Source organism: Klebsiella sp. JB_Kp042 (assembly GCF_040065275.1).
Taxonomy (GTDB): Bacteria; Pseudomonadota; Gammaproteobacteria; order Enterobacterales; family Enterobacteriaceae; genus Klebsiella; species Klebsiella quasipneumoniae.
Genome location: NZ_JBEAJL010000116.1, coordinates 117,178 through 134,309 on the forward strand (window position 1 = coordinate 117,178; position 17,132 = coordinate 134,309).

The window sequence follows — 17,132 nt, forward strand, 5'->3', positions numbered from 1 at the left end:
AGGCCGGATAAGCGCAGCGCCATCCGGCAATCAAAGCCCCGCAGGTGGGGTATCCTGACAGATAGAGTACGGGTGCAGGCCGTTACACCAGGGTGCCGTAAATCGTCAGCAGCGCCATGATCACCACCACCACCAGCGAGGTTTTCTTGGCCATCGACACCGCGGCCTTTGGGGTCGCCACTTTATCCACGTGCGGTTCACGGGCCAGGGAATACTGCGCCAGGCGGGTCAATACCTGATACTGCGACGAATGGCGGTCGCCTAACGATGCAAACCACGCCGGAAGCGCTTTCTCTCCATGCCCCACCAGGGCATAGACAACCCCCACCAGACGCACCGGCAGCCAGTCGACAATATGCAGGATACCATCGATTCCAGACTGCAAACGGTGATGCGGCGTCTGGTAGCGCGCCAGCCACGTCTGCCAGGCGCGCAGAACGCAATAAGCGATAAGCGTCAGCGGCCCCCACGCCCCCCCCACCACAAACCAAAAGAGTGGCGCCAGGTAGTAACGATAGTTAATCCATAACAGCGCATTTTGCAGTTCGCTAAGGTACTCGCGCTCATCACAGCCCGGCGGGACGCCATGGATCAACGTCAGCTCGCTGGCCATCGCATCGCAGGCGCGGCTGTCATTGCGCGACGCCGCTTTCAGATAGGCATGATAGTGCAGCCGAACCTTGCCGGCGCCGATGCACAGCAGACCCAGCAAGATCCAGAACACCAGCAGCGGTACGTTGAACAGCTGCCCCTGCAGCAAGCGCTGAATGAGGTAGACCACCGCGACGGCGACCAGGGTCATCAGCAGCGTTCCCGGCAACGAGAAATGTTTTATCCGGCGGAACACCACCTCCAGCCGATGATCAAGCTGCCAGTGTTCGCTCAGTTTAAACAGGCGTTCAGCGATAAGCACCAGCAGCGTAGTAAACAGCGTCATGAGGTCTCCTTTTCTGACGGCGCGCTGAGCAGCGCACGAAATTTTTTCCAGTCAAAGGCCGGTCCCGGGTCTGTCTTGCGCACGGGCGCGATATCGCTATGGCCCGTGATGTTTGTGGCGATGGCAGGATAAATCGTGATAAGCAGATCCGTCACCGCCGCCAGCTGCTGGTACTGCGCATCGGTATACGCCAGGGTATCCGTGCCTTCCAGCTCTATGCCGATGGAAAAGTCATTGCAGCGTTCGCGCCCCTGATAGCAGGAGACCCCCGCATGCCACGCACGCTTATCGAAAGGCACATACTGCACGATTTCACCATCACGCCGAATCAGACAATGCGCCGAAACGCGCAGATGAGCGATCTCGGCAAAGAAAGGATGCGCGTGCGGATCCAGGGTGCCGGTGAACAGCGCGTCAATCCATGGACCACCAAATTCACCTGGTGGCAGGCTAATGTTATGCACCACCAGTAAGGAAGGGGCTTCTTCATCCGGACGGCAGTCATGGTGCGGCGAGGGAACCCGACGCGCGCCGACCAGCCATCCCTCGTTCAACTGCATGCGGGATCTCCTTTCGCGAACTCATGCTTCCGGGCCACACGCCGGCCCAAAGGATGAAGTGTGTATGGTACTGAAACGTCGTTCAGGTTAGCATGTTTCCCACTTCTGAATCTTATCTATCTGGAGCTTTATCATGTCGCCTCGTCGTTACAACCCCGACCGCCGCCGTGACGTGCTGCTGGAACGAATTAATCTCGATATTACCGATGCTGTCGCACACTCCCTGCGGGAAGATTTGGGCGGCGAAGTCGACGCCAGCAACGATATTAGCGCACAATTATTGCCGCAGGATGCACGCTCCCATGCGGTGGTCATTACCCGCGAAGATGGCGTCTTCTGTGGTAAACGCTGGGTGGAAGAGGTCTTCATTCAGCTCGCCGGTGACGACGTGACTATCACCTGGCACGTCGCCGATGGCGACGCGGTCAAAGCCGATCAACCCCTGTTCGAGCTGGAAGGCCCATCGCGCATTCTGCTCACTGGCGAACGTACGGCGCTGAACTTTGTGCAAACCCTCTCCGGCGTCGCCAGCGTCGTCCGCCGCTATGTCGACCTGCTGGCCGGCACCAAAACCCAACTCCTGGATACGCGTAAAACGCTGCCAGGGCTGCGTACCGCGCTGAAATACGCGGTTCTCTGCGGCGGCGGCGCCAACCACCGTCTGGGGCTGTTCGACGCTTTCCTGATTAAAGAAAACCACATCATCGCCTCCGGCTCGATCCGTCAGGCGGTGGAAAAGGCGTTCTGGCTGCATCCTGATGTGCCGGTGGAAGTGGAAGTGGAAACGCTGGATGAGCTGGAGCAGGCGTTAAAAGCCGGGGCCGATATCATTATGCTCGATAACTTCACCACCGACCTGATGCGCGAGGCGGTGAAAATCACCGCTGGCCAGGCGGCGCTGGAGGTCTCCGGCAACGTCACCTTTGACACCATCCGCGAATTTGCCGAGACCGGGGTCGACTATATCTCCGTCGGGGCCCTGACCAAACATGTGCAGGCGCTCGACCTGTCGATGCGTTTCCGCTGAGGATTTGGCCTTCACGCTTCCGGGCGTGAAGGCCTGAATTTGCGACCCGACTCGCAGTCGCTCTTGCGCGCCATGCAATACCGGTAAAAACCCTGGAACCCGGTTTCCCGGATCGTTTTCGTCTCCTCGCCTGCCCCCCAGAATCCCGTCACAGTGCTCCTGTCACAACAAGGAGCGACTTATGGATAAACAACAAGGTTTTACCCTGATTGAACTGATGGTGGTCATCGGCATCATCGCCATTCTCAGCGCCATCGGCATCCCGGCCTACCAGAACTACCTGCGTAAAGCCGCCCTCACCGACCTGCTGCAGACCTTTGTCCCCTACCGGACGGCAATCGAACTTTGCGCGCTCGATCATGGCGGCCTGACGACATGCGACGGCGGCAGCAATGGCATCCCCTCGCCAACAACCACGCGCTACCTCTCCGCCATGAGCGTGGCCAAAGGCGTCGTTACCCTCACCGGCCAGGAAAGTCTCAACGGACTGGGCGTCACCCTGACCCCGACCTGGGATAACGCCGAAGGCGTCACCGGTTGGCAGCGGGTCTGCACTATCACCGACAACAGCGCACTTCAGCAGGCCTGCGAAGACGTCTTCCGGGTGAAGTGAGGGCGACAACATGAAAACAGAACAGCTGATCCCTCTCTGTCGTCGCCATCACGCCCTGCTGCTGCACAGCGATGAGCAGACGATATCCATTGCGGTGGTCGATACCCCACCGACGGAGCTAATGGAGGCGCTGCGTTTCGCGACGCAAAAACGGATCGATATTGAATGCTGGAGCCAGGAGCAGATGGATAAGCGCCTGCAAGTCCAGGAAAAGCAGGCGCTGCTGGCGCAAAATGCAGGGCCGGAAAACATCGCCGAGCGGGTCAACCAGATCCTCGAGCAGGCCCTGCGTCAGCGGGCGTCCGATATTCATATCGAGCCCACGGAAGCGCACTTAAGGATCCGCCTGCGTGTCGATGGCGTGCTACACGCGCTGCCGCTGCTGGCGCCCGAGCTGGCCGCGCCGGTTATCGCACGACTCAAGGTGATGGCCAATCTCGATATCGCCGAGCATCGTTTGCCGCAGGATGGTCAGTTCGCGCTGAACCTCGCCGGACGGCCGCTCTCCTTTCGCATCGCCACCCTGCCCTGCCGCTATGGCGAGAAAATTGTCCTGCGCCTTCTGCATCAGGTTGACCAGGCGCTGGATCTGGAGGCTCTCGGCCTCTCATCCTCTCAGCTGGCGGCCTTTCGCCAGGCGCTGAATCAGCCGCAGGGGCTGCTGCTGGTCACTGGCCCAACCGGAAGCGGGAAAACGGTGACCCTCTACAGCGCCCTGCAGGCCCGAAACCGGGAGCAAGTGAACATCTGTAGCGTCGAGGATCCTCTGGAGATCCCTATCGCCGGGATGAACCAGACGCAAATCAATCCGCGCGCCGGGCTGACCTTTCACAGCGTGCTGCGCGCCCTGTTACGCCAGGACCCGGATATTGTGATGGTGGGTGAAATCCGCGATGCCGAAACCGCTGAAATCGCGCTGAAAGCCGCTCAAACGGGCCATCTGGTGCTCTCTACCCTGCACACCAATTCCACCAGCGAAACCCTCACTCGCCTGCAGCAAATGGGCATCGCCCGCTGGATGATCTCTTCTGCGCTCTCGCTGGTTATCGCCCAGCGTCTGGTCCGCAAGCTGTGCCCCCACTGCCGGCGCAATGCCGGCAGCGCCGCCGACCTGCCGCACAGTCTGTGGCCCCGCCCGCTGCCGCGCTGGCAGGCAGCAGGCTGCGAAAACTGTTATCACGGGTATCATGGCCGTCTGGCGCTGTTTGAGGTCTTGCCTGTCACCCCGGGGCTACGTCAGGGGATAGTCCAGGGACTCAACGCCCTTGAGATCGAATCTCTGGCGCGAGCCGCGGGCATGATGACGCTTTTTGAAAGCGGATGTCAGGCTATCGAACAGGGGTTGACGAGCCTCGAAGAGGTGGTGCGGGTGCTGGGGATCCCCCATGGCGACTAAGCGTCTCTGGCGCTGGCGAGGCGTCGATGCACAAGGCGCTCCTTGTCAGGGGATGCTATGGCAAGCCAGTCGTCCGGAGGTGCTGCATCACCTCCAGCAGCAGCGCATCATGCCGCTGGCTATACGCCGCTGTTCGGTGAAGCAAAGCCTGTGGCACCCGCGCTACAGCAGCGAAACCATCCGCCAGTTGGCAACCCTGCTGCAGGCCGGGCTACCGCTGGCGGAAGGGTTATCGCTGTTGGCGGAGCAGCAACCGCATGCGCAGTGGCAGGCGCTGCTTGAGGCGCTGGGCCGCGAACTGGCCCAGGGCGTAGCCTTCTCTGCCGCACTGGCGCAGTGGCCGCAGGCTTTTCCGCCACTGTATCTGGCGATGATTAGCACCGGCGAACTGACGGGCAAGCTCGATATTTGCTGCCAGCAGCTGGCCAACCAGCAGCAGGAGCAGCAGCGGCTTGCCGGCAAGGTCAAAAAGGCGCTGCGCTACCCGCTAATCGTGCTCACTCTGGCGTTGCTGGTGGTGCTTGGAATGCTCTATTTTGTCCTTCCCGAATTCACCGCCATCTACCAGACGTTCAATACGCCGCTGCCGTTGTTGACGCGAATGGTTATTGCGGCAGGCGACATGCTGAGCCGCGGCTGGCCGTTGCTGTTGGCCTTTCTGCTGAGCCCGCTGCTGCTCAACCAGCTGGTCCGGCAGCGCGCCGACTGGCTGCTGCGTCGCCAGCAGTTGCTTAACGCGCTCCCTCTCGTCGGCCCCCTGATCGGCGGCCAACAGCTGAGCCTGATATTCACCGTTCTGGCGTTAACCCAAAGCGCCGGTATCAGCTTTCTGCAGGGGCTGCAAAGCGTTGAAGAGACCCTGTCGTGCCCGCTGTGGCGCCAGCGCCTGGCGCAGGCCCGCTCGCTGATCGTTCAGGGGGATCCGATCTGGCAGGCGTTAAGCCGCTGCGGCGGTTTTACACCGCTGTGTCTGCAGCTCATCCGTACGGGGGAAAGCGCGGGGGCGCTGGATCAGATGCTGGAAAACCTGGCGCATCATCATCGTGAGCAGACCCATCAGCGAGCCGACAGTCTGGCTGCGCATCTGGAACCCCTGATGCTGGTAATAACCGGCTCGCTGGTTGGGATCCTGGTGGTGGCGATGTATTTGCCCGTTTTTCACCTGGGCGATGCCATTGGCGGGGCGGGAGGATGAGAAACGCTGGCACCGCGCAGGCGCCAGCGCAGCCGGTTACAGGCTGTTGAATACCCGGTTCTCTTGTTCCTGAACGCGGATAAAGGTGGTGCGTTTGGTCAGCTCTTTCAGTCGCGAGGCGCCAACGTAGGTGCAGGCTGAACGCAGGCCGCCGAGAATGTCGCGCGCGGTATTGTCCACCGGGCCACGCAGCGGCAGCTTCACGGTTTTCCCTTCCGCCGCGCGGTATTTCGCGACACCGCCCACATGGCGGGTCATCGCCGACTCGGAGCTCATACCGTAAAACAGCATGAATTTTTCACCGTTCTCTTCAACCACAGTACCGCCGCTCTCTTCGTGGCCCGCCAGCATACCGCCGAGCATCACGAAATCAGCGCCGCCGCCGAAGGCTTTCGCCACATCGCCCGGCATGGTGCAACCGCCATCGCTGATGATCTGGCCGCCAAGGCCGTGTGCAGCATCAGCACACTCGATCACGGCGGAGAGCTGCGGGTAGCCGACCCCGGTTTTGACACGGGTGGTGCAAACGGACCCCGGGCCAATACCAACTTTGACGATATCGGCGCCGGAGAGGATCAGCTCTTCGCACATTTCACCGGTGACCACGTTCCCGGCGATAATGGTTTTTTGCGGCCAGGCTTCGCGCGCCTTCGCCACAAACTGAACGAAGTGTTCAGAGTAGCCATTGGCGACGTCAATGCACACAAAATTCAACTGTGGGTTCTCAGAGAGGATCTGTTGCGTTTTATCGAAATCCGCGTCGGAAGTACCGGTGGAAACCATCACATGCTTGAGAACGTCTGCGGATACGCTCTGGACAAACGCCTGCCATTCTTCTGCGGTGTAGTGCTTGTGTACTGCGGTCAGAATGCCAAAAGTGGCCAGCGCTTTCGCCATGCTGAAGGTGCCGACGGTATCCATGTTTGCCGCAATAATCGGCACGCCGGACCAGGTCAGGCCTGAATGTTTAAAGGTGAATTCACGTTCCAGCTCAACATCAGAACGGCTTTTGAGGGTAGAGCGTTTCGGGCGGATAAGAACGTCTTTGAAACCAAGCTTCAGATCTTCTTCAATACGCATGTGCGAATTCCTGGGGTTAATGGCATTAATGTGAGAGCACAACTCCAGTGACGTTATCATACGCACGAATCAGGCCCGCGCAAGACTGCGATTTTCACTTTTTTTACGCTACAATCGTATAAATTTACCTGGTGAATGGAGAAAAAAGCGCTTATGTCTCCACCCGCCAGCGTATTATTTTTAACCATTTGATTTGCTTGATTAAAATAAACAGAATAGCGGACGGCGCTCCCGGTTGGCACGGGGCCATCACGACAAGATCGCTGTCGCCTCCCCGGCATACTGCCCGTCCTCGCTGTCTGAATACCAAAAAATACGAGCAATCCGTTTCAGGGTCAGAAGATATGGGGTACACAGTCGCGTTAACAGGCGGGATTGGCAGCGGTAAAAGTACGGTTGCCGACGCCTTCGCGCAGCTTGGGATTAACGTTATCGATGCCGATGTTATCGCCCGCCAGGTAGTCGAACCCGGCACCCCGGCGCTCCAGGCCATTGCCGGCCACTTCGGGCCACAGATGATCGCGCCCGACGGCACGCTAAACCGCCGTCTGCTGCGGGAAAAAATTTTTGCTCAGGTGGAGGAAAAAGCCTGGCTCAACGCGCTGTTGCATCCGCTAATTCAGCAGGAAACGCGCCGCCAGATGCAGGCCGTCACCTCCCCTTATCTCCTCTGGGTCGTACCTTTGCTGGTCGAAAACCGCCTGTCCAGCCAGGCCGATCGCGTCCTGGTCGTCGATGTGCCAAAAGAGACGCAAATCGAACGCACCATGCTGCGCGATAAGGTCAGCCGCGAACATGCTGAACATATTCTTGCCGCCCAGGCCACGCGCGAGCAGCGCCTGGCCGTCGCGGACGATGTTATTGAAAACACTGGCACACCGGATGCAGTGGCATCGGATGTTGCCCGCCTGCACGAAAAGTACTTAACGCTGGCATCGCAGGCCGCCTCACAGGAAAACTCGTAATGCATACCCCCGTTCTGTTTGAACATCCTCTTAATGAGAAAATGCGCACCTGGCTGCGCATCGAATTTCTGATCCAGCAGATGGCTTTCCATCCGATGATTGCCAGCCATGCCGATGCGCTCCATTTTTTCCGTAACGCCGGCGATCTGCTGGATGTCCTGGAGCGCGGCGAGGTGCGTACCGATCTGGTCAAAGAGCTGGAGCGCCAGCAGCGTAAGCTCCAGTCCTGGGCAGAAGTGCCGGGAGTCGATCAGGAGCGCATTAACGCGCTGCGCCAGCAGCTCAAGCAGTCTTCCAGCACCCTGATGGCCGCGCCGCGCATTGGTCAGTTTCTGCGTGAAGATCGCCTGATTGCGCTAGTGCGTCAGCGTCTGAGTATCCCTGGAGGCTGCTGCAGCTTCGATTTACCGACCCTGCATATCTGGCTCCATATGCCGCAGGCGCATCGTGACGAGCAGGTGGCCAGCTGGCTTGCCAGCCTCGATCCTTTGGTCCAGTCCCTGAGCCTGATCCTCGATCTGATCCGTAACTCCGGGCAGTTTCGCAAACAGACCAGCCTCAATGGCTTTTATCAGGATAATGGCGAAGATGCCGATCTGCTGCGCCTGCGTCTCGATCTGGCCCACCAGCTTTATCCACAGATCTCCGGCCATAAGAGCCGTTTCGCCATCCGCTTCCTGCCGCTGGACAGTGAGTATGGGATCGTGCCGGAGCGCTTTGATTTTGAACTGGCCTGCTGTTAAGGAGATAACATGTCAGAAGAGACTATCGTCAATTGTCCGACCTGCGGCAAAAATGTGGTATGGGGCGAACAAAGCCCCTATCGTCCGTTCTGCAGCAAGCGCTGCCAGCTGATCGATTTGGGAGAATGGGCAGCAGAGGAGAAGCGCATCCCCAGCGCGGGCGATCTCTCCGATAGCGATGACTGGAGCGAGCAGCAGCCCTGATTTGACGGCACGCTAACCCACGCCTGTCGGGTTAGCCTCCCGGCCCGGGGCTCAGCCCTGGGCGATAAGTTTGCGGATAACCGGTTCATTAGCCGGGGGAAACGCCGCCGGATCCAGCGCCTGCCGCGCCATCCACTGTCCAGGCTGCCCCTCTTTGCCCCAGGGCTCGCCTTCCCAGCTTTCCACGAGGAAAAACCACAGCGTAATGTGGCGATCGGGGAACTTATACTCCAGCTTATCAAATAGTGAAAACGTGGTGACCGTAATCCCCACCTCTTCCTGTAGCTCGCGGATCAACGCCTGCTCTGGCGTTTCAGCAGATTCAATCTTCCCGCCCGGGAACTCCAGTTTATTCGCCATATGGGCATCGGCGGCGCGCTGGGTAATAAAGATGTCGCCTTCTGGATTGCGAATTATCCCTACGGCGATTTGCAGTTTTTTCATTGAATCAGCTCCATAAAAAAGGCGCAGAACTCTGCGCCTTTGTTTTTTTATCAGCCCTTAGCTCAGACGTCCATGGCACTGTTTGTATTTTTTACCGGAACCGCACGGGCAGGGATCGTTACGCCCCACTTTACGTTCGCCGGTTTGCGCCGCCAGATCCTGTGCAGCGGCTTCATCATCGCTCTGATGGCTGAGCTGCTGCATCTGCGCCAGGCGCTCGGCCTCTTCACGACGCTGCTGCTCCATCGCCTCGACTTCTTCCGGCATCCGCACCTGCACTTTGCTCAGGGTGCTGATCACTTCATACTTCAGTGACTCCAGCATCGCGGCAAACATAGAGAACGATTCGCGCTTGTACTCTTGCTTCGGATCTTTCTGCGCATAGCCGCGCAGGTGGATACCCTGGCGCAGGTAGTCCATCGCCGCCAGATGTTCTTTCCACAGCGAATCCAGGGTCTGCAGCATCACGCCTTTCTCGAAGTGGCGCATCATTTCGGCGCCGACCACTTCTTCTTTACGCTGGTAGGTTTCTACCGCGCTCTGCAGAATACGTTCGCGCAGGGTCTCTTCATGCAGCTCCGGCTCTTTATCCAGCCACTCTTTGATTGGCAGGTCGAGGTCGAAGTCGTTTTTCAGACGCTCCTGCAGGCCTTCGATATCCCACATTTCCTCCAGCGACTGCGGCGGAATATGGGCATCGATAGTCGCCTTAAACACGTCTTCGCGGATGCTGTTGATGGTTTCGCTGACGTCAGACACGTCCAGCAGTTCGTTACGCTGGGTGTAAATTGCCCGGCGCTGGTCGTTGGCCACATCATCATATTCCAGCAGCTGCTTACGAATATCGAAGTTACGGCTCTCGACTTTACGCTGTGCGTTGGCGATAGCCTTGGTGACCCACGGGTGCTCAATGGCTTCGCCGGGTTTCATCCCCAGTTTACGCATCATGCCGGATACGCGATCGGAGGCGAAGATACGCATCAGGGCATCTTCCATCGACAGGTAGAAGCGGGAAGAACCGGCATCCCCCTGACGACCGGCACGGCCGCGCAGCTGGTTATCGATACGGCGTGATTCATGACGCTCGGTACCGATGATGTGCAGGCCGCCTGCGGCCAGTACCGCATCGTGGCGCACCTGCCAGTCGGCTTTGATTTGTTCAATCTGCTCAGGCGTTGGGTTTTCCAGCGCCGCGACTTCCGCCTGCCAGCTACCGCCGAGCATAATATCGGTACCACGGCCCGCCATGTTGGTAGCGATGGTCACCGCGGAAGGATAGCCTGCCTGGGCGACGATGTCCGCTTCGCTGGCGTGGAACTTGGCGTTCAGAACGTTGTGCTTAATGCCGGCTTTGGTCAGCTCACGGGAAACCACTTCCGATTTCTCGATCGAGATTGTCCCCACCAACACCGGCTGACCGGCTGCGGTACGGGTTTTAATATCTTCGATAATCGCCTGAATTTTTTCCGCTTCGGTCATATAGACCAGATCCGCCATGTCTTTACGGATCATCGGACGGTTGGTCGGGACGACCACGGTATCCAGCTTATAGATGGAGCTGAATTCAAAGGCTTCAGTATCGGCGGTACCGGTCATCCCCGCCAGTTTCTCATACAGACGGAAATAGTTCTGGAAGGTGATAGAGGCCAGGGTCTGGTTCTCGTTCTGGATCTCCACGCCCTCTTTGGCCTCAACGGCCTGGTGCAGGCCATCGGACCAGCGGCGGCCCTGCATCGTACGGCCAGTGTGCTCATCAACGATGATAACTTCGCCATCTTTAACGATGTAGTCAACGTCGCGGGTGAACAGCGCATGGGCGCGCAGCGCGGCGGTGACGTGGTGCATCAGCATAATGTTGGTCGGGGAGTACAGGGACTCACCTTCATCCATAATGCCTTCCTGTACCAGCAGCTCTTCAATCAGCACCAGACCGCGTTCGGTCAGGTTAACCTGACGCGCTTTTTCATCCACCGAGAAGTGGCCTTCGCCGGTGAAGGTGTCCGAATCCTCTTTTTCCTGACGAATCAGGTGTGGAATGATCTTGTTGACCTTGCGGTACATTTCAGAGCTGTCTTCTGCCGGGCCGGAAATGATCAGCGGGGTACGCGCCTCATCGATCAGGATGGAGTCCACCTCATCCACCAGCGCATAGTGCAGTTTACGCTGAACGCGCTCTTCCGGGCTGAAGGCCATGTTGTCGCGCAGGTAATCGAAGCCGTATTCGTTGTTGGTGCCATAGGTGATATCGGCAGCGTAGGCTTCACGCTTCGCCGGCGCCGGCAGGCCGGACATGTTGATGCCAACGGTCATGCCGAGGAATTCGAACAGCGGGCGGTTATTTTCGGCGTCACGCTGGGCCAGATAATCGTTGACGGTCACCACGTGAACGCCTTTGCCGGTCAGCGCGTTGAGGTAGGCCGGCAGGGTCGCGGTCAGGGTTTTACCTTCACCGGTACGCATCTCGGCGATGCAGCGATCGTTAAGCACCATACCGCCCAGCAGCTGGACGTCGAAGTGACGCATGCCGAACACGCGCTTACTGGCTTCGCGAACGACGGCGAAAGCTTCAGGGATCAGGTTTTCCAGCACTTCGCCTTTTTCCAGGCGCGCGCGGAATTCAGCGGTTTTCGCTTTCAGCTCGTCATCAGAGAGTTTTTCCATCGCCGGTTCCATACCGTTGATGATATTGACGACTTTGCGCATACGACGCAGCGTACGGTCGTTACGGCTGCCGAAAACCTTGGTTAACATTTTAATAAGCATAATAAAATCTCAAACGCCCCGCGGTGCGGAGTCACAAAAAATAGGATAGTCCGTGGTTATTTTCAGCTGAGACGTTGAGGCCCTGCGCGGATCCCCGCTACCTGGCTTATCCAGGCGCCGACGCGGAAGGCAGAATATGAGGAAGGGATATACGCCGCCTGGCGGAACACCACCGGCGGCGTGCTGTCCTGCGTCAGCAGCGCGCTGAGCGTGTCGAGCAGCGCCAGATGCTGCGCCTGCAGCGGGGACGCTTCTTCCGCCACCGGCAAGGCCTGCGGCGCCATGGCGAAAGAGAGATGACGAATAACGGTGCGAATGGCGTGCTGATGCCAGTAGTCGACGGTAAAGTTTGGCCGGCGATTCGTCTCCAGCAGCGCCAGCTGGGAGAAATTAACTTTGCTCGGATTATGGTTGCTGGCGGTCGCCTTCGCTGGCGTCGCGGTCTCATGGCCGTTGCTTAGCGCAGGCAGGCCGAGGCTGGCCGCGACCATCCCCAACAGGAGATGCGGCCAAAAATACCGTCTGCCAAACTGTCGCCAGCGCGTCAGCAATCCACTCACGTTCATTACCTTTCTTTGGTATACCCGTTGTCGTTCAGGCTGTCTCTTTATTAACGTTTTTCGCAGGACAACCTGATGTCCACGGGGTAAAGCAACCCGGAGAAATAATTTTGCGCTCAAATACTAACATTAATAGCGCGCTGAGGCAGCATGAATGAAGGCTGTTGCCCGGGGAAAACGCTTAATAAAGCAGCGAACGCGCGCTAATTATTACCCAGAAATCGCAGCGAAAAATAACGGGAAGAGGCTATAAAAGAAAAACGACTGGTTCCCTGGTCGGAGAGAGTACCAGGTTACCAGTCGAATTTACTGAATGGTCAGGCTTACGCCAAAACCATCGACGGTGCGCGGAACGCCATTGGCAGTTTTGCGTCGTCTTCGAAGGTCACATACTCCCAGGCTTCCTGTTTTGCCAGAACAGCCTGCAGCAGTTTGTTATTCAACGCGTGACCCGATTTGTACGCCGTGAATGCGCCGATAATGTTGTGACCACACATAAACAGGTCACCGATCGCATCCAGCATTTTGTGGCGAACAAATTCGTCTTCAAAGCGCAGACCGTCTTCGTTCAGTACGCGATAATCGTCAACAACGATGGCACAATCGAAGCTGCCGCCCAGGCACAGGCCGCGGGACTGCAGATATTCGATATCGCGCATGAAACCGAAGGTACGCGCACGACTAATCTGACGCATGAACGCATCGGCCGAGAAGTTCAGCGTATAGCGCTGGGTGCTGGCATCAATCGCCGGATGGTTAAAATCGATGGTGAAGTCCAGCGAAAAACCATTGTACGGTTTGAATTCAGCCCATTTGTCGCCATCTTCGACGCGAACCGTCTCTTTGATACGTACAAATTTCTTGGCGCAGTTCAGTTCATCGATGCCGGCGTCCAGCAACAAATAAACGAACGGAGCCGCACTGCCGTCCATAATCGGGATTTCCGGTGCATCGACTTCAACAATAATGTTGTCGATACCCAGGCCAGCCAATGCGGCGTTCAGGTGTTCAACCGTAGAAATCCGCACGTCATGCTCATTAACCAGGCAAGTACAGAGCATGGTATCACGCACAGATTTGGCATCAGCCGGAAAATCTACCGGTGGATTCAAGTCGGTGCGACGATAGATGACCCCGGTATTTGCCGGCGCAGGGCGTAACGTCAGTGTGACTTTCTTGCCGGTATGCAAACCGACACCAGTCGCCTGAACGATACGTTTAAGAGTCCTTTGTTTGATCATCGTATAATCTCGCCAATTTACCTATCCAACCGAAGTATACACCACTATCGGGAGGCCAGTTTAGCACAAAGAGCGCAGATGCCCAACTTCCAGTCGATTCTTAATCGGCTTGCTTACGCAGGAAGGCTGGGATATCCAGATAATCCGGCTCTTTCGCGGTTTGCGGCGTATTGTCGTTCACCACTTTTGCCGCCGGCTTCTGCTCTTGCGTCAGCGGGGACATGCCGTGCTGCTGGTAGCGATCCATCACCGGCTGCTGAACCTGTTTGTTGGTCACCAGGGTAATTTCCGGACGCTTGTCCATGCCGATACCGGTCGCCACTACGGTGACGCGCAGTTCGTCGTTCATATCCGGGTCCAGAGAGGTACCGATAACCACGGTGGCGTTATCCGAAGCAAATGCGCGGATGGTGTTACCCACGGTTTCGAACTCATCCAGACGCAGGTCGAAGCCCGCAGTGATGTTAACCAGCACGCCGCGCGCGCCGGACAGGTCGATATCTTCCAGCAGCGGAGAAGAGATAGCCATTTCAGCCGCTTCTTCCGCACGGTCTTCACCGCTCGCCACGCCGGAGCCCATCATCGCGTAGCCCATTTCTGACATCACGGTACGGACGTCCGCGAAGTCGACGTTCATCAGGCCCGGACGGGTAATCAGTTCGGCGATACCCTGCACCGCGCCTTTGAGGACGTCGTTTGCCGCGCCGAACGCGTCAAGCAGAGAAATGCCGCGGCCAAGTACTTTCAGCAGCTTGTCGTTCGGGATGGTGATCAGTGAGTCAACGTGCTTGGACAGCTCGGTGATCCCCTGCTCAGCAAACGCCATGCGCTTCTTGCCTTCAAAATTAAACGGCTTAGTGACCACCGCCACGGTGAGGATCCCCAGATCCTTAGCCACTTCGGCAACAACAGGCGCCGCGCCGGTACCGGTACCGCCGCCCATGCCTGCCGCGATGAACACCATGTCTGCGCCATCAAGGGCCGCGCGCAGCGCTTCACGGTCTTCGTCCGCCGCATTACGGCCGACTTCAGGGTTCGCGCCAGCGCCCAGACCTTTGGTAATACCGCTACCGATCTGGATAGTCTGGCCAACAGCCGTTTTGCGCAGCGCCTGCGCATCGGTGTTCACCGCGAAGAATTCAACACCTTCAATGCGCTCGCGCACCATGTGTTCAACGGCATTACCGCCGCCGCCACCGACGCCGATGACTTTAATCACCGCGTCGTTGGTCAGTTCCATAGGTTCAAACATAGTTTCTCTCCGTTTTGTGCCTGTCGCCTGAGAACGCTAATTGTCTGCGTTCTCTTAAAAAATTAAAACTCTTTTCGCAGCCAGCTGTTGAGTCGCTTAATCCACGAGCCCACCGACGCCGTCACGCGTTTTTCGACTTCCGCTTCACCACTCAGATGTGACTCTTTTCCGTAGTGCAGCAGCCCCACCGCCGTCGAATAATACGGCTCCTGGGCATAGTCCGTTAAACCGGTGATGTTCAGCGGCGCGCCAATGCGCACCTGAGTATGGAACACGCGCTGCGCACAGGCCGCCAGACCTTCAATTTGCGCCGCGCCGCCGGTTAACACAATCCCCGCCGCCAGATGGTGTTTAACCCCCTGCTGGCGGAGCTGTTCCTGCAGCTGCAGGATCTCTTCATTGACCAGATTAAGCAGTTCGGTATAGCGCGGTTCAATCACCTCAGCCAGCGTCTGACGCTGCAGGCTACGCGGCGGCCGTCCGCCTACGCTCGGTACTTCGACGTTTTCGTCTTTACCGACGATGGAACCCAACGCGCAACCGTGACGAACCTTAATGGCTTCGGCGTCGCTCGGCGGCGTACCGAAGGCATAGGCGATATCGCTGGTCACCACGTTGCCCGCGTACGGGATCACTTTGGTGTGACGCAGCGCGCCGCCGGTATAGACGGCGATATCCATTGTACCACCGCCAATATCCACCACGCAGACGCCCAGCTCACGTTCGTCTTCTGTTAATACGGAATAACTGGCCGCTAAACCGGCGAAAATAAGTTGGTCAACTTTCAGACCACAACGTTCCACCGCTTTAACAATGTTTTTCGCCATATCGTTATGGCAGGTAATCAGATGTACCTTCGCCTGCATACGCACGCCGGACAGCCCTACCGGGTTTTTTATCCCTTCCTGGTAGTCAATGGCGTATTCCTGCGGAATCACGTGCAGGACGCGGTGCTCATCGCGTACGCGAACCGACTTCGCGGTATGGACCACGTTCTCGACGTCGTCCAGCGTCACTTCTTCTTCCGAAATCGGTACCATCCCGATTTCATTCTGACAGCTTATATGTTTACCCGAAAGAGCCAAATAAACTGATGAAATCTGGCAATCCGCCATCAGTTCGGCCTGGTCGATGGCGCGCTGTACGCATTTCACCACCGACTCGAGGTCGTTCACACCACCTTTATCCATACCACGCGATGGGCAACTGCCCACGCCGATGATATTAATCATGCCGTCGGGCAGAACTTCCCCTACTAAAGCGGCCACCTTGGCGGTGCCAATCTCCAGTCCAACTACCAGTTTTCTGTCCGTCGCCTTGATCATTGTTGTTCTGCCTGTGCCTGATTCTGTTGTTGATTAGTTTCCTCTGCGGGAGCAGGTACCCAGCCCACTGCCGCACCCGAGTCATAACGCAAATCAACGTAGCTAATCCGTTTGCCGTCGGTCTGCGCCTGCTGCTGAAGAACCGGGTAGAGTTCCATAAAGCGCTGAAGCCGTTTCATGGTGTCGCCACGGCCAAGGTTGAGCTTAATGTCATTATTAAGCGTCAACTGCCAGGAACGACGGGCGGTCATTGCCGCCACTTTCAACGTGAATTTATCCTTTGCCAGCACCTGCCCCATGTCACGGTACCCTTGCAGCACTTCGTTCTCGCTGCCTTCCGGGCCATATAACATCGGTAAATTCTGTTTGCTGGTGCGATCCGCCGGCACGCTGAAGGCATTTCCTTCTGCATCCACCATATGTTGATCATTCCAGCGTGCAATCGGCACATATTCAACCAGATGAATCTTCAATTCATCAGGCCACTGCTTTCGGACGCTCGCCTGCTTAATCCATGGCAGACGTTCAATCTGACTCTGAATGATGTTCACATCCTGAGTCATAAAGGTGCCCGGCGAACCCAGCGCCAGGATCGCCTGGCGGATGTCATCATTGCGCGTATAGTGACGCTCGCCGGTCACCACCATCTTCGACAGCGGTAAACGCTGCGCGTCTTCCATCCAGCCAAGAACCATCCACCCGCTGACCAGCACGGTAAACAGCACCGCCAGCAGGAAAACGATCCCTGCCAGCCGCGTTCCATTACTCCGACGCGAAGAAGAAACGTCCTCTTCATGGTTCCGCGTATTCAGCGCAGCCTGCGACAT

General features: G+C 57.6%; 17 protein-coding genes. 7 read left to right on the forward strand and 10 right to left on the reverse strand.

The features are described from left to right. Positions 1 to 82 precede the first annotated feature (82 nt). Positions 83 to 937, reverse strand: coding sequence for a beta-lactamase regulator AmpE (ampE, locus tag ABLV54_RS25445; RefSeq protein ID WP_050533881.1), 855 nt, complete (start codon positions 935 to 937; stop codon positions 83 to 85). Next, positions 934 to 1,497, reverse strand: a complete 564-nt coding sequence (gene ampD / locus ABLV54_RS25450) for a 1,6-anhydro-N-acetylmuramyl-L-alanine amidase AmpD (protein WP_023291992.1) — start codon at positions 1,495 to 1,497, stop codon at positions 934 to 936. The genes ampE and ampD overlap by 4 nt, the downstream gene beginning before the upstream one ends. A 133-nt stretch (positions 1,498 to 1,630) precedes the next feature. Between ampD and nadC the strand changes: the two genes are divergently transcribed. The 4 genes from nadC (at position 1,631) to hofC (ending at position 5,728) form a co-directional block, all read left to right on the forward strand. Next, entirely contained in the window at positions 1,631 to 2,524 is an 894-nt protein-coding gene (nadC, locus tag ABLV54_RS25455; RefSeq protein ID WP_023291991.1) for a carboxylating nicotinate-nucleotide diphosphorylase, read from the forward strand. Between the two features lie 181 nt (positions 2,525 to 2,705). Further along, complete coding sequence (gene ppdD / locus ABLV54_RS25460) at positions 2,706 to 3,137, forward strand: prepilin peptidase-dependent pilin (RefSeq protein ID WP_044521029.1); 432 nt, start codon at positions 2,706 to 2,708, stop codon at positions 3,135 to 3,137. Positions 3,138 to 3,147: 10 nt separating this feature from the next. Beyond that, on the forward strand, positions 3,148 to 4,533 hold the full coding sequence (gene gspE / locus ABLV54_RS25465; protein WP_023291990.1) for a type II secretion system protein GspE: 1,386 nt from the start codon (positions 3,148 to 3,150) through the stop codon (positions 4,531 to 4,533). Next, positions 4,523 to 5,728, forward strand: a complete 1,206-nt coding sequence (gene hofC, locus ABLV54_RS25470) for a protein transport protein HofC (RefSeq protein ID WP_050533882.1) — start codon at positions 4,523 to 4,525, stop codon at positions 5,726 to 5,728. Before gspE ends, hofC begins: the two co-directional genes overlap by 11 nt. 36 nt (positions 5,729 to 5,764) lie before the next feature. Here hofC and ABLV54_RS25475 read toward each other — a convergent pair whose 3' ends face one another. Next, entirely contained in the window at positions 5,765 to 6,808 is a 1,044-nt protein-coding gene (locus tag ABLV54_RS25475; RefSeq protein ID WP_023291988.1) for a GMP reductase, read from the reverse strand. A gap of 344 nt (positions 6,809 to 7,152) precedes the next feature. Here ABLV54_RS25475 and coaE point away from each other — a divergent pair, with 344 nt between their 5' ends. Genes coaE through yacG form a run of 3 tightly spaced genes read left to right on the forward strand, consistent with a single transcriptional unit; the run spans position 7,153 to position 8,720 of the window. Beyond that, complete coding sequence (coaE, locus tag ABLV54_RS25480; protein WP_023291987.1) at positions 7,153 to 7,773, forward strand: dephospho-CoA kinase; 621 nt, start codon at positions 7,153 to 7,155, stop codon at positions 7,771 to 7,773. Further along, a complete protein-coding gene (gene zapD, locus ABLV54_RS25485) occupies positions 7,773 to 8,516 on the forward strand; it encodes a cell division protein ZapD (protein WP_017901182.1) in 744 nt (247 codons plus the stop codon). Before coaE ends, zapD begins: the two co-directional genes overlap by 1 nt. A gap of 9 nt (positions 8,517 to 8,525) precedes the next feature. After that, positions 8,526 to 8,720, forward strand: a complete 195-nt coding sequence (gene yacG / locus ABLV54_RS25490) for a DNA gyrase inhibitor YacG (RefSeq protein WP_004204348.1) — start codon at positions 8,526 to 8,528, stop codon at positions 8,718 to 8,720. Positions 8,721 to 8,771: 51 nt separating this feature from the next. Here yacG and mutT read toward each other — a convergent pair whose 3' ends face one another. The 7 genes from mutT to ftsQ all read right to left on the reverse strand — a co-directional run bounded on the left by mutT (position 8,772) and on the right by ftsQ (position 17,132). Beyond that, positions 8,772 to 9,164: an 8-oxo-dGTP diphosphatase MutT gene (gene mutT / locus ABLV54_RS25495; protein ID WP_050533883.1), complete on the reverse strand. Its 393-nt coding sequence runs from the start codon at positions 9,162 to 9,164 to the stop codon at positions 8,772 to 8,774. Positions 9,165 to 9,221: 57 nt separating this feature from the next. Further along, positions 9,222 to 11,927, reverse strand: a complete 2,706-nt coding sequence (gene secA, locus ABLV54_RS25500) for a preprotein translocase subunit SecA (protein WP_023291985.1) — start codon at positions 11,925 to 11,927, stop codon at positions 9,222 to 9,224. A 62-nt stretch (positions 11,928 to 11,989) separates the two neighbouring features. Beyond that, on the reverse strand, positions 11,990 to 12,487 hold the full coding sequence (secM, locus tag ABLV54_RS25505; RefSeq protein ID WP_197970852.1) for a secA translation cis-regulator SecM: 498 nt from the start codon (positions 12,485 to 12,487) through the stop codon (positions 11,990 to 11,992). A gap of 323 nt (positions 12,488 to 12,810) precedes the next feature. Continuing rightward, positions 12,811 to 13,728, reverse strand: a complete 918-nt coding sequence (gene lpxC / locus ABLV54_RS25510) for a UDP-3-O-acyl-N-acetylglucosamine deacetylase (RefSeq protein WP_002888632.1) — start codon at positions 13,726 to 13,728, stop codon at positions 12,811 to 12,813. A 100-nt stretch (positions 13,729 to 13,828) separates the two neighbouring features. Further along, a complete protein-coding gene (ftsZ, locus tag ABLV54_RS25515; protein WP_002888628.1) occupies positions 13,829 to 14,980 on the reverse strand; it encodes a cell division protein FtsZ in 1,152 nt (383 codons plus the stop codon). 62 nt (positions 14,981 to 15,042) lie between these two features. Continuing rightward, entirely contained in the window at positions 15,043 to 16,305 is a 1,263-nt protein-coding gene (gene ftsA, locus ABLV54_RS25520) for a cell division protein FtsA (RefSeq protein ID WP_004204343.1), read from the reverse strand. Next, entirely contained in the window at positions 16,302 to 17,132 is an 831-nt protein-coding gene (ftsQ, locus tag ABLV54_RS25525; protein ID WP_004204342.1) for a cell division protein FtsQ, read from the reverse strand. The genes ftsA and ftsQ overlap by 4 nt, the downstream gene beginning before the upstream one ends.